Genomic DNA, 12934 nt, shown 5'->3' with positions numbered 1-12934 from the left:
GCTTTTCGTGTCTTATCCGCATCCGCTGACTGAATTGCAGCGTGAACTGCTGGGCGATGTCGCCGAGCTCTATGCTTTACCCGATGTGCGTTGCGCACCGCTGAGCGGCACGCTGCGTTTTGGTTTGATTGCCGATCCACAATACGCCGACATCGACGCCGATATCGCGAAAAATCTCTACTATCGTCATGCGCTGCGCAAGTTACCGCAGGCGATAGAAGTGTTGAATCAGCAGCCGCTGGATTTTGTCGTCACGCTGGGGGATTTAGTCGATCGCGACTGGAGCAGCTACGCGGCGATATTGCCGATTTACGATCGCCTCGAACATCCACATGCGGTGGTGCTGGGCAATCACGATGCGCAGACCATCGCGCAGCATCTCAACGAAGCTGCCGCGCTGCCAAAAAGCTATTACGCCTTTGGATTGCAGGGCTGGCGTTTTATTGTTTATGACGGCAACGATATTAGCCTCTATTGCAACACGCAGAATGGTGACGATCGCGCGCAGGCAGAGGCGATGCTGGTGGATCTGACCGAGCGTCAGCAGCCGCAGGCGAAACCGTGGAACGGCGCGGTAGGAATGCAGCAACTGGCATGGATTGAGCAGCAGTTGCTGCAAGCCCAGCAGCAAGGAGAGAAAGTGGTGGTGTTTGGTCATTATCCGCTGGCACCGCACAACAGCCACAACTTACTAAACGGCAGCGCGCTGGCAGATCTCCTTTCTAGTTACAACATACAGTGCTGTTTCTCAGGGCACGACCACCGCGGCGGCTTTGCGCGCATCGGTCAAACAGGCTTTTATACGCTGAAAGGCATGCTGGATGGAGCAGACGAGGTGCCGTTTGCAGTGGTTGAGATTGAGGGCGACGAAGTACGCGTGAAAGAATACGGCGTAGGGTCGCCATTCATGGCGACCGCTCATGATGATACTGGCATTTGCCCGCGCTGACGAAGAATCGCAATCTCTTCGGCGCGCTGCAGCAACTGTTGCAAATCATCCTCATCAATATCCAGCACTTCACCGCTTTCCAGCGCCTGATGCAGGTCTTCACGCGTAATAGGTACGTCGATCACCACAGGCGGTGCTTTGATTTCAGTTGCCGCCAGCGGATGCGGGTAACGACGTCCGGCGAGATTATTAAACACCAACGCCAGCAGCGCGAGGCAAACCGAGTTCAACAACACCGGCGTCAAAATAAAGTGGTAACCCAGCTGCTGGACACCGTTACCGCCCAATATTGCTGTCAGCGCCACCGCGCCGCTTGGTGGATGCAGACAGCGCAGTTGAAACATCAACGCAATGGTCAAACAGGCCGCGATGCCGCACGCCAATGCAGCATGGGGAACCAACAGCGCAATGGTAACACCGACAACGCCCGCCACCAGATTGCCGCCGACAATTGACCACGGCTGCGCCAGCGGACTGTTCGGCAGACCAAACAGCAACACCGCCGAAGCGCCCATCGGCGCGACAAACCACAGATTCACTTCGCCCAGCAGCCAGTGACTGGTCAGGCTGGTAATCATTAAACCCAATCCCGCGCCAACACTGGCGATGACCATCTGCTTTTTGCCTCCCGGTAACGGATGAGGCCAAAGGCGGGCCAGAAAGGTGCGCACGGAGGTTATCCACGTCACCGATGGCTGATTTGTCATGAGGGAATCACTCTGTCATAAGAAAAAACGATGGGTGCGAATTGTCGCTGATCGATCTGCTGACAACAACCACATTGTTAGTGTGCTGTTATATCGTGGTGAGAGAAATGCGGATGATTGTCGCGATGCTTAACCAACGCCTAAGGTTGCTGTATAGTCCGTTTTTTTTCGGAGGAACCATGCTGCCTAACTCATCCACACGCCTGAACAAATACATCAGCGAGAGCGGTATCTGCTCACGCCGCGATGCTGATCGTTACATCGAGCAAGGCAACGTTTTCATTAACGGTAAACGCGCTGCCGTCGGTGCGCAGGTGTTTGCGGGGGATGAAGTCAAAGTGAACGGGCAACTGATTGAGCCGCGTGACGAAGAAGATTTAGTGCTGATTGCGCTGAACAAACCGGTTGGCATCATCACTACCATGGAAGAGGGTGAACGCGACAACATCGGCGATTTCGTCAATCACAGCAAACGCGTGTTCCCGATTGGTCGTCTGGATAAAGATTCGCAGGGGCTGATTTTCCTCACCAACCACGGCGATCTGGTGAATAAAATCCTGCGTGCCGGTAATAATCACGAAAAAGAGTATGTGGTTACCGTCGATAAGCCGATCACCGATGAATTTATTGCCGGAATGGGCGCGGGCGTGCCGATGCTCGGCACCGTCACCAAGAAGTGCAAAGTTAAAAAAGAGTCGACCTTTGTCTTCCGCATCATTCTGGTTCAGGGGCTGAATCGTCAGATTCGTCGCATGACCAAGCACTTCGGTTTTGAAGTCACCAAGCTTGAACGTACGCGCATCATGAACGTCAGTCTGAAAGGGATTCCGCTCGGCGAATGGCGTGATTTAACCGATGACGAGCTGATCGACCTGTTCAAACTGATTGAAGACTCGTCTTCCGAAGATCAAAAAACGCAGAAGACGCAGGCGAAGAAGAAACCGGCCAGCCCCGCGAAAAAGCCCGCTGCCGGAGCTAAGCCGGGTGAGAAAGCGGGTGCAAAACCAGCGAATCGCCAGCGTTTCGCGCAGCCGGGTCGTAAGAAGAAAGGGCGTTAATTTTTCATTCCCCGCGCAGAGTGCGCGGGGAAAAGCCGTTACTTGTCGTTACCAAATCCTTGCTTCTTCAGCGCGTCCAGCACGTGTGGGAAGTAAATCTTGTGATAATAACCGCTGACGCTTTCGCTCCAGCTATCGCCATCATCACGTCCAGTATTTTTCCAGTGCTGCACCATTTCCTGATTATAGGCGGCGATGTGCTGCTCCAGTCCATCACGCTGATAGCGCTCTTCATGACGGAAGGTTGCCAGCGGCAGACGCGGCTTCTGATGCGCAGGCTGATCGACATGGCCAATCACCACGCCCGCCACCGGGAAAGTGTATTCCGGCAAATCCAGCAAGCTGATTAATGCCTGTGGATCGCGACGAATACCGCCAATCGGCACAATGCCCAAACCTTCTGCGCGCGCCGCTGCCATGATCGAACCCAGCGCAATACCGACGTCGGTTGAGCCCGACACAATGCTTTCGATACTCTGCTGGGCGATTTGCTCGCGGTCGATCGCATTCATCGCCAGGCGCGATTTATGCATATCCAGCACCAGGGTAATAAACACCGGCGCTTTGGCAATCCACGGTTGGCCGCCGGCAATCTGTGAGATTTGTGCGCGTTTCTCAGCATCGCGCGTCACCACCAAAGAGACCTGCTGCGAGTTCACCGAGGTTGGCGCGCGATACGCGGCCGAAATGATGCGATCCAGCACCGCATCCTCAACGGGAAGGTCGGTAAAACTGCGATCGCTTTTATGACTGGTGAAAATATCGATTAATGAACTCATGGATCCTCCTGATTGGGAGGCGAGAGCGTAACAGAAGAGGGATAGATCGGACTTAACCGTTGTTGCCGTGGCTAACTACTTCTTTTGAATAAGCAAAGTGCGGAATGCGATAAACGGTGAGACCGGTGCATAATGCACCGGCTAAGCAACCTTAGCTGCAGCGACAGCCGGATGAATGCTGCGATCTGGCCCGCTGAGCATCACCGGTTTACCGGAACGTAATCCGCGCTGGAATTGGGTCATGCGTTCTTGGCTGATTCCGGCACCGCACCACAGCAGGTGATGATCGTGACGGCTTTCTGATCCGTACAGCATCGGTTGTGAGGTTTGATCGACATCAACGCAGAATCCTTGTCCGCTAAGGCGAATGGCTTCCAGCCACACTTCAGTTTCATCGCCGGTGCTGACCACTTCAAGCAACAGTGGCATCTGCTGCTGACGGGCTGACGCGCGTTTTACGCAGTCGCTATGATGCACGATCGCCTCATGGAAGCGCGTTAACCGACGCGATGCGCCACGACGTGTATCATCACGCAGCCAGCGATTAAGCGGTTTCATCAGCACGTTGACGAAATCATCGCTGCTATAATCGCCCGCCAGATTGCGCACGGTACGCGCCAGTTCGCGGTCAGAACCTAGCTCCAGTTGTCGTAACAGATCGCCACGGCGTGCCACCCAACCAGACGACGAGTAATCGAGCCCGCAGTGTCTGCCCTGATAGATTTGCCACAGCGTGGCGCCACCGGCGGTTAATGCCATCATGGCGAGCACTTCATCAACCTGATGTCGGCTCCAATCCTTATTGACGTGATTCTCAGAAATTAATCCACCGCGCAACCAGCGACGTAAATTGGCACGGTTGGCACCGGTAATGGCGCAAACGGTTTCAGTTGAATAAAAGTTCATTACGAGCCCTCAGATTGAGGGTGAATGGCCGTGGGTGCTAATCCAGGATGAGCGACCATCCTGAACCTTATCTGTATGGATTACCAGTATCTTTACTTAACTCGGCATAAACAGGCGAAGATCCCTTTCGCCCTGAAAAGCGTTAACTGACTTTAACCACGGTTTTACCGAAGTTTTTACCTTTTAGCATATCGAAAAACGCCTGCGGCGCGTTTTCCAGCCCGTCGATCATGTGCTCGCGATAGTGGATTTTTTGCTGCTCCACCAGCGGTGTCATCGCTTTGAGGAATTCAGGATAATGATCGCCGTAATCCTGGAAGATGATAAAGCCCTGCATGCGAATACGACGTTTGAGAATACCGCCCATGATTTGCGGGGTGCGATCCGGGCCCGGCGGTAATTCGCGGCTGCTGTAACCAGAAACCAGACCACATACCGGCACGCGCGCAGCGGTATTTAACAGCGGGAATACGGCATCAAACACCTTGCCGCCGACATTCTCGAAATAAATATCGATGCCGTCCGGGCAGGCCGCCGCCAGCTGTTCTGCAAAATCGTCACGATGGTGATCGACACAGGCAGAGAAACCGAGTTTCTCAATCGCATAACGGCACTTCTCTTCGCCGCCGGCAACACCTACCACATGACAACCTTTGAGCTTGCCAAGCTGACCCACCGTGGCACCGACCGGGCCGGTAGCTGCCGCGACCACTAAGGTTTCACCCTGTTTCGGCTGGCCGATATCCATCAAGCCCATATAGGCGGTAAAGCCTGGCATCCCGAGAATGCCCAGCGCCCAGGAAGGATGGGGCAGATCGCCCAGTTTCGCCACGCCGTTTCCGTCAGAAACCGCATAGCTTTGCCAGCCGCTCTGCGCGAGGACCACATCACCTTGTTTGAAATCCGCGTGTTTAGACTCCACTACTTCGCTCACCGTGCCGCCAACCATCGGTTGGTCGAGTTCTGCTGGCGCAGCATAGGATTTGCTGTCATCCATGCGCCCGCGCATATACGGGTCGAGGGACAAATAGAGCGTGCGCAGCAGGATTTGGCCATCCTTCACCTCAGGAATTGGCTGCTCCACCAGGCGGAAGTTCTCTTTTACCGGTTCACCATGCGGGCGTGAGGCTAATAGCCAAGCTTGATTACATTGATTTGATTGCGACATTTTTACCTCTATTAGCGTTTTCACGTGAGGGAAGTGTAGACGAGGAAAAGGCAAGTTTGAGGATAAGGTCGCCATTAATGGCGACCCTACAGATGTTTCGTAAGGTGCGCATTTATGCGCACCTGGTAAAAACGCCAGTGAGCCAGCGCACAAACCAAGCGTAAACTTTTCGACGCGAATTAATATAACACCATGAATTTTAACATTCATAGGGCATTTGCCTAAGCGGTCTCGGGCAATGCCACATACACTAGGCCTCACTCTGCTGCGTATACCTATAGCGATGCTTTTCTCCCTACAGGTGACGCATGACACAACAACAATACGCACTCTCGCCCGATCATGACGCGCATATCGCCTCAGCCATCGGCAAGTTTTTCCGCCGCATCATTCCGATGCTGGCGCTGATGTTAATTGTGAACCAGATTGACCGGGCAAACATTGGCTTCGTCAAAGCCGAACTGCAAACGGATGCGGGCATCAGCGCCGCCGCCTTCGGTTTAGGCGCAGGGCTGTTCTTTATCGGCTATGCGCTGTTTGAAGTGCCGAGCAACATGATGCTGAAGAAACTCGGCGCACGCGTGTGGCTGACGCGCATCATGATTACGTGGGGCATGGTGGTGGTGCTTACCGGTTTTGTCAGTACGCCGCTGCATTTCTATCTGCTGCGTTTCTTACTTGGCGTGGCGGAAGCCGGCTTCTTCCCTGGCGTGCTTTTCTATTTTCGCCAATGGGTGCCGAATGCCTGGCGAGGACGCGCTACCGCGATGGTGTTGAGCGCCACCGCCAGCGCCTTTCTGTTCTCCGGTCCGCTCACCGGCGCCATTCTGATGATGCACGATGTTGGCGGCATCGCAGGCTGGAAATGGGTGATGTTTATGGAAGGCGGCGGATCGATTGTGATCGGCTTGCTGGCCGCCTTTGTGTTGGTATCCAAACCTGAAGGCGCGAAGTGGCTCAGCGACGCGGAGAAGCAGGCGCTGGCGCAGCAACTAGCACTGGAAGATGATGCTCGCGAAGAGCATGCGGTGACACACGGCCGCTGGGGCTTGATCACCGATCGCAGCCTTTTGTCTTACTGCCTAATCTTCTTCACCATGACCATGACCGGCTACACGTTAGTGTTCTGGCTACCGCAGATCATTCAGCGTATTCAGGGCTTCAACAGTTTTGAAACCGGATTGCTGACCGCCGTTCCGTGGTTGTTCGCGATTGTCGCGCTGTTTCTGCTGGGCAAAGCCACCGACCGCTATCGCGACAAACTGGATAGAGGGCTCGGCATCGCCATGCTGATCGCCGCGTGCGGCACCTTTATGGCCACGCTAGGTACACCGTGGTTTGGTTTTGTGGCGATGATTGTGGCCTGTATCGGCTCCAAAGTGAGCGCGGCGTTCTTCTGGCCGATGCCACAAAGTGAATTACCGGCCTCGATTGCCGCACCCGGCATTGCACTGATCAACTCGATTGGCAACCTGGGCGGCTTCTTTGCGCCCACGGTATTCGGCTACCTCGAAATGCATACCGGCAGCACCACCGGCGGACTTTACGCGCTAACCAGCGTGTCTGTGGTTACCGGACTCTATTTGCTGCTGCGTCGCAAGCCTGTTCCACCCGCATTCGGTCACACGGAGAGAAACCATGTCAGACAGTCCAGTCATTAAATCGATGCGCATCGTGCCGGTTGCCGGTTACGACAGCATGTTATTGAACATTGGCGGCGCCCATAACTGCTATTTCACGCGCATCATCGTGATATTGACCGATTCCGCTGGACATACCGGCGTCGGTGAAACGCCGTGTCATGCATCCACCTTGCAGCTGCTGGAACAGTTTCGTCCGCTGATCGAAGGCAGTTCGCTGCTGCGCCTCAACGCGACGCTAGGCCAGTTGTTCAGCAGCGAGGCACGTCAGCAGCAAACTTCGCACACCAATGACATTCATATCCCGCAGATGAATCCGGAGAAGTTTTATAACGCTGCCGCCGCGATTGAAGCGGCGCTGCTGGATCTGCAAGGCAAGCTTTTCAATCTGCCGGTAGCGGATCTGCTCGCCAGCGGCAAACAGCGCGATCGCATTCCAGTGCTGGGCTATTTGTTCTACATCGCCGATCGCCAGCGCACCAATATGAACTATCGATCGGGAGAGCATGAGCAAGATGGCTGGTTCCGTCTGCGTCATGAAGCGGCGATGGACAGCGATGCCGTGGTGCGGCTCGCCGAAGCGGCGGTTGAGCAATACGGCTTCCGCGATTTTAAGCTGAAAGGCGGCGTGCAGCCAGGCGAAGTGGAAGTGGCAACGGTTGAGGCGCTGCTGGCACGCTTCCCTGACGCGCGCGTCACCGTCGATCCTAATGCCAGCTGGTCGCTGGATGAGGCGATTCGCTTTGGCAAGCAGCTGGCCGGGAAAGTGCCTTATCTGGAAGATCCTTGCGGCGCTGAACAGGGCTATTCCGGCCGGGAAACGCTGGCCGAGTTTCGCCGCGCCACCGGCGTGCCGGTCGCGACTAACATGATCGCCAACGACTGGCGCCAGCTGCATCATGCGCTGCAGCTGAATGCTATCGATATCCCGCTCGCCGATCCGCACTTCTGGACGATGCGCAACGCCAACGTGGTGGCGCAGCTGTGCAATGAATGGGGGCTGACAACCGGCTGCCACTCCAATAATCATTTTGATATTTCGCTGGCGATGGTCGCGCACCTTGGCGCCGCGGCACCGGGCGATCGTCAAACCGCCTTTGATACGCACTGGATTTGGCAGGATGGTCAGCAGCTTACACGTCAACCGCCGCAGATCCGTGACGGCTATCTGGAGCTGCCGCCGGGACCAGGATTGGGCATTGAGCTGGATATGGATCGCGTCGAGCAAGCGCATGCGCTCTACAACGCGCTGCCGGATAAAAATCGCAACGATGCGCTGGGGATGCAGTTTTTGATCGATAACTGGCGCTATGACGCCAAACGTCCGTCATTGGTACGCTAAGGAAGCCGCATGAAGAACCTATTAAGCGCGGCGACGCTGTTAGCGTCGTTAGCTGCCAGCGCGCCGTTACTGGCGCAAACTTTTGTCTACGTTTCAGAAGCCGATGATGGCACCATCGCGCGCTACGCGCTGAACGAGCAAACCGGTGCGCTACAACTGTTGGGACGCACGCAAGCCGGTGGCAAAGTGATGCCGATGGCGTTGAGCGCCGATCATAAACAACTGTACGCCGCGATTCGCAGCAAACCGCTGCAAGTTGTCAGCTGGAACATCGACAGCAAATCGGGCGATCTCAGCCCTTTGAACGCCGTATCCGCTGCGGCCAGTTATCCCTACATCAGCACGGACCCGCAAGGGCGTTTTCTGCTGGGCGCGTCCTATGATGGCGATGTGGTGCACGTTTACAAACTCAATAACGATGGCAAGCTGATTGCGCCTCCAATCGGCAGCTACAAAACCGGACATGCCGCGCACTCAGTGATTGTCGATGCGAGCGGAGAACACGCTTATGTCGGCAATCTCGGCACCGATCGCGTGCTGCAATTGAAGCTGAGCGCCGAAGGCGAACTGTCGGGTTTGGGCAACGGTTATGTTAAAACGGCGACAGAAAACGGACCGCGCCATTCGGTGTTGTCCCCGGATAATCGCTATCTCTACAATATCGGTGAAATGGGCGGCATCATTACGCAGTTTCGGCGCGAAGCCAGCGGCGAGCTAGTGAAAGTGGCGGAGACGCCGAATGCTGTAGCGGAAAAATATAAACTGCAACACGGTAAAGAGCGGCCGCCGGGCTACAGCGACACCACGCCGCGCATCTGGGCGGCCGATATTCGTCTCACGCCGGACGGCCGTTTTCTGTATGTTAGCGAGCGGACCAGCAGCACCATCAGCGGATACCGGATCAATAAAGATGACGGCAAACTGACGCTGATTGATAGCTGGCAAATCGAGAAGCAGCCGCGCGGTATCGCGATTACCGCTGACGGACGTTGGCTGATTGCCAGCGGCGAAAAGAGTGCGGTTACCGGCAGCTATGCCATTGATCAAGAAAGCGGGGCGCTGAAACGTGTTGGCGAGGCACCGGCCGGCGGAGACGCCAACTGGGTGACGGTAGTGAGTTACAAATAATCCCGTAGGGTCGCCATTCATGGCGACCGCTATCAAAATGCGCACCTTACAGTTGCTGATATTCCTCGTCAGAAACCGGTTCCAGCCACTCGTTAGAAGCACCTTCAGCCGGTACTGCGATAGCAATGTGTGCGAACCAGCTATCCGCCGACGCGCCATGCCAATGCTTCAGTCCCGCCGGAATGTTTACCACATCGCCCGCCACTAATTGACGCGCTGGCTGATTCCACTCCTGATACCAACCGGTTCCGCCAGTCACCAGCAAAATCTGGCCGCCGCCGTGATGGATGTGCCAGTTATTGCGGCAGCCCGGTTCAAACACCACGTTGCCGATGTTGACGCCTTCAGTCGTCAGCATGCTCAGATAGCTGGTACCGGTAAAGTATTGCGCAAAAGCGTCGTTTTTAGGCCCTTTCGGGAAGATACCATTGCCATCAAATTGGTCTTTCATCTTTATCTCCATGTAAGTGCAGCATGGTTAAAGTGTAGCGGCGGGATGGCTGAATGATAATGCGCTCAAAGCTGCAAGCACTTGTGAGCGCAATTCATTAATGCAGGGTGCGTGACATTGTCACTAATTGGGGTAAACAGATTGTGCTAACATTCCGCGACGATCGAACTTTCTTGCGGCTAACCACAGCAGCGCGGTGACAAACCAACCAATAATCCACGACACATCGTTACCGGCAAAAATCCAGGTTAACGAACCGTGATGCAGCGGATTATCAATGAACGGCAACTGCACCAGCACGCCGCAGAAGTAGACAATAATCCCCGCCCAGTTCCAGCGCCCGTAACGTCCGTTGGGTTGGGAAAGCGCCGGAACATCGACTTTCCCTTTGGTGATCAGGTAGAAATCCGTCAGGCTGATGGCGCTCCACGGCACAAAAAAGGCCAGTAAAAACAGCAGGAAATGAGTGAAAGATTTCAGGAACGCGGGTTCGCTAATCAGCGCAATCACACAGGAAATCGTCACCATCAGCACCACAAACAGAATGCGGCCGCCACGACTTAACGCGGTTTTCTGACGAAAACCAGAAACGATGGTGGTAAGCGACATAAAACTGCCGTAAGCATTCAGCGTGGTGAAGGTGATTTTGCCGAAGCTGATCGCGAAGTAAATCACCATCGCCATCGTGGCGCTGCTGCCTAAACTGACGATATAGCCAACCTCGTTGCCAGAAAAAGCCTTACCGGCAATCGCCGCGACAATCACACCCAAGGTCATTGAAGCTTGGGTGCCTAAAACGGTACCGAAGAAAACGCAGCTAAAGAGTTTTTTTGCTGAGACGTTGGCCGGTAAATAGCGTGAATAGTCAGAGACATACGGACAGAATGCAATCTGCCATGACGACGACAACGAAACCGCCAGCAGGAAGTTAGCGACGGTGAAATGCTGGTTTTGCCACACCGCAGAAAGATCATGCGTTGAGAGCAGCGTGATAAACAGGTAAACAAAGGCAAGCACGCCAATCACGCTGGCCACTTTACCCAGCTTGTGAATCACGCGATATCCCAGCACCGCGATGACGACGATAATCGCGCTAAACAGGATCATGCCTGAAGCATTGCTGGTATTGATCAGTTTGGCCAGCGCCTGTCCGGCCAACACCGTGCCGCTGGCAGAAAATCCGACATACATGATGCACACCAACACTAACGGAATCACCGCACCATAAACGCCAAACTGCATGCGGCTGGTGATCATTTGCGGCAATCCGAGGCGCGGTCCCTGAATCGCGTGCAGCGACATGATCGCCGCACCGACAACTTGCCCAACCAACAAGCCAATGATCGACCATACCACATCGCCGCCCAACACCACCGCCAGTGCGCCGGTCACGATAGCGGTGATCTGCAGATTGCCGCCAAACCATAAGGTGAACTGGCTAAAAGGGTGTCCGTGGCGTTCGCTCGGAGGAATGTAATCAATGGATCGCGTTTCTGACAGGCGCTGTTTCTCTGCGCCGGCGTAATCTGCTGCAGGTGATTCGGCTGACATAGTTTCCTCGCTGAAGCGTCTAAAGAGGGCGAATTATTGTTAGTATGATGTGGCTTATCTTGGCGGTACATGTATATACATGTAGCGATATTGTCACGCAGGATAGAAACTTACAATACGATCGGTCATTGGAAAATGTGATGACGCAGGCAAGGTTGGGAAGTTATGAAAGTGACAGAACGGAGGATAAACGGGGATATTAATATGACGTCGCTACGTGAATTCTGCCAAAAGAGCAGGGTAGTAACTGCTGAGAATTCACGTAGCACTGCCGATTTTATCGCCAGAAATTACTTATCTTTGCCCATCGTCCAGGGATTTGGCGCTGAATCATCCGGCTTATCTGTAGCAAAATCATCCAGTGAATCCAGATAAAGTGCTTCAACTTCAGCGCGTGCCCACGGTGTGCGGCGTAAAAACTTCAGGCTCGATTTGACGCTTGGATCGCTTTTGAAGCAGTTGATATTAATAAGCTTGCCCAGTTCGGCCCAGCCATAATGGGCGACCAGCGCATTAATTTGCATCTCAAGCGTCACGCCGTGCAAGGGATCTTTGGAGCGATGATCGTTCATAGGAAATCCTTAAAATGTTGACGGCAAAGGTTACAAGAAAGCCTCGCCAGCGGCAATGGTGCGATCTTCATTGCCGGTAAATGCGGTACACTTGTTGCCAGAAAATCACTATTGGACGGTACGCTATGAACGACAAGAAAATGATTTCCATCGATCAATTCAATCTCAGTGAACGCGTTGCAGTAGAAGAAGCGTTTAAAGGATTGATGGAGAAGTATCGCCAACGCACCGGCAAAGAGCCGGATGCAAAGAAAGAGAAAGAGTTCACGGCGGAAGCCCGTCAGCAAATCATGACGGCGAAACTGGTCAAAGAGAAAGCGCTGGCTGATAAAGCAAAGAAAACGCCAACGCGCAGGAAGAAACCGGAGTCGCTGAAAGAGAGCGAGGTTAGCGATTTCAACTGGAAGGCGTCAGTGATCAAAGGCCGCAGATAACGGCATCGTTAGTTCAACAGTCCGTTGCCAGGATTATCGCTGGTTACGGATTGTTGGTGAATGAGGTGTTTGAAGGCAGGTGATGGGCTGATGGTGATTTAAGTGCGCGTTCACATACTTCATTTAACATAATATACATTATGCGCCCTTTGATTGAGGAGGCAAAGTAGTAATGTCCGCTTTGAGCTAAGCTGACATGGCCGCTTCGGGTGACCTGCTGAGGAACCTGTTATGGCGGCTTCTGGTGTG

General features: G+C 54.2%; 13 protein-coding genes. 6 read left to right on the top strand and 7 right to left on the bottom strand.

Going from position 1 to position 12934, the window contains the following annotated elements; genetic code table 11:
- The first annotated feature begins 7 nt into the window (after positions 1–7).
- Positions 8–949, top strand: coding sequence for a metallophosphoesterase (locus BM323_RS00065; RefSeq protein ID WP_008104073.1), 942 nt, complete (start codon positions 8–10; stop codon positions 947–949).
- Here the strand turns inward: BM323_RS00065 and BM323_RS00060 are convergent.
- Complete coding sequence (locus tag BM323_RS00060; protein ID WP_008104075.1) at positions 919–1656, bottom strand: HPP family protein; 738 nt, start codon at positions 1654–1656, stop codon at positions 919–921. The two genes, BM323_RS00065 and BM323_RS00060, sit on opposite strands and share 31 nt — an antisense overlap.
- A gap of 179 nt (positions 1657–1835) precedes the next feature.
- On the opposite strand from BM323_RS00060, the gene rluF reads away from it, so the two are divergent.
- The gene (gene rluF, locus BM323_RS00055; RefSeq protein WP_008104077.1) at positions 1836–2714 is read left to right on the top strand and encodes a 23S rRNA pseudouridine(2604) synthase RluF; all 879 of its coding nucleotides are present in this window, start codon (positions 1836–1838) and stop codon (positions 2712–2714) included.
- 38 nt (positions 2715–2752) lie between these two features.
- Here the strand turns inward: rluF and BM323_RS00050 are convergent, their stop codons facing one another.
- From BM323_RS00050 to BM323_RS00040, 3 genes are all read right to left on the bottom strand, one after another.
- Positions 2753–3493 (bottom strand): nitroreductase family protein, encoded by a 741-nt coding sequence (locus tag BM323_RS00050; protein ID WP_008104080.1) that lies wholly within the window; start codon positions 3491–3493, stop codon positions 2753–2755.
- A gap of 141 nt (positions 3494–3634) precedes the next feature.
- On the bottom strand, positions 3635–4399 hold the full coding sequence (locus tag BM323_RS00045) for a hypothetical protein (RefSeq protein WP_008104083.1): 765 nt from the start codon (positions 4397–4399) through the stop codon (positions 3635–3637).
- Between the two features lie 142 nt (positions 4400–4541).
- Complete coding sequence (locus BM323_RS00040; RefSeq protein ID WP_008104085.1) at positions 4542–5567, bottom strand: NADP-dependent oxidoreductase; 1026 nt, start codon at positions 5565–5567, stop codon at positions 4542–4544.
- A gap of 308 nt (positions 5568–5875) precedes the next feature.
- Here BM323_RS00040 and BM323_RS00035 point away from each other — a divergent pair, with 308 nt between their 5' ends.
- Genes BM323_RS00035 through BM323_RS00025 form a run of 3 tightly spaced genes read left to right on the top strand, consistent with a single transcriptional unit; the run spans position 5876 to position 9677 of the window.
- Complete coding sequence (locus BM323_RS00035; RefSeq protein WP_008104088.1) at positions 5876–7228, top strand: MFS transporter; 1353 nt, start codon at positions 5876–5878, stop codon at positions 7226–7228.
- Positions 7206–8549, top strand: a complete 1344-nt coding sequence (locus BM323_RS00030) for an enolase C-terminal domain-like protein (RefSeq protein WP_008104090.1) — start codon at positions 7206–7208, stop codon at positions 8547–8549. Before BM323_RS00035 ends, BM323_RS00030 begins: the two co-directional genes overlap by 23 nt.
- Before the next feature lie 9 nt (positions 8550–8558).
- Positions 8559–9677, top strand: coding sequence for a lactonase family protein (locus tag BM323_RS00025; protein ID WP_008104091.1), 1119 nt, complete (start codon positions 8559–8561; stop codon positions 9675–9677).
- A gap of 46 nt (positions 9678–9723) precedes the next feature.
- Here BM323_RS00025 and BM323_RS00020 read toward each other — a convergent pair whose 3' ends face one another.
- The 3 genes from BM323_RS00020 to BM323_RS00010 form a co-directional block, all read right to left on the bottom strand.
- A complete protein-coding gene (locus BM323_RS00020) occupies positions 9724–10128 on the bottom strand; it encodes a cupin domain-containing protein (RefSeq protein WP_008104093.1) in 405 nt (134 codons plus the stop codon).
- A gap of 123 nt (positions 10129–10251) precedes the next feature.
- On the bottom strand, positions 10252–11679 hold the full coding sequence (locus tag BM323_RS00015; protein ID WP_008104096.1) for a purine-cytosine permease family protein: 1428 nt from the start codon (positions 11677–11679) through the stop codon (positions 10252–10254).
- A 290-nt stretch (positions 11680–11969) separates the two neighbouring features.
- Entirely contained in the window at positions 11970–12251 is a 282-nt protein-coding gene (locus BM323_RS00010) for a VF530 family protein (RefSeq protein WP_008104098.1), read from the bottom strand.
- Positions 12252–12376: 125 nt separating this feature from the next.
- Here BM323_RS00010 and BM323_RS00005 point away from each other — a divergent pair, with 125 nt between their 5' ends.
- The gene (locus BM323_RS00005; protein ID WP_008104100.1) at positions 12377–12685 is read left to right on the top strand and encodes a hypothetical protein; all 309 of its coding nucleotides are present in this window, start codon (positions 12377–12379) and stop codon (positions 12683–12685) included.
- Positions 12686–12934 lie beyond the last annotated feature (249 nt).

Source organism: Pantoea sp. YR525 (assembly GCF_900116775.1).
In the GTDB taxonomy this organism is placed as follows: domain Bacteria; phylum Pseudomonadota; class Gammaproteobacteria; order Enterobacterales; family Enterobacteriaceae; genus Pantoea; species Pantoea symbiotica.
The sequence above is the reverse complement of the archived record's forward strand: the minus strand, read 5'-3'. Positions and strand labels throughout refer to the sequence as shown.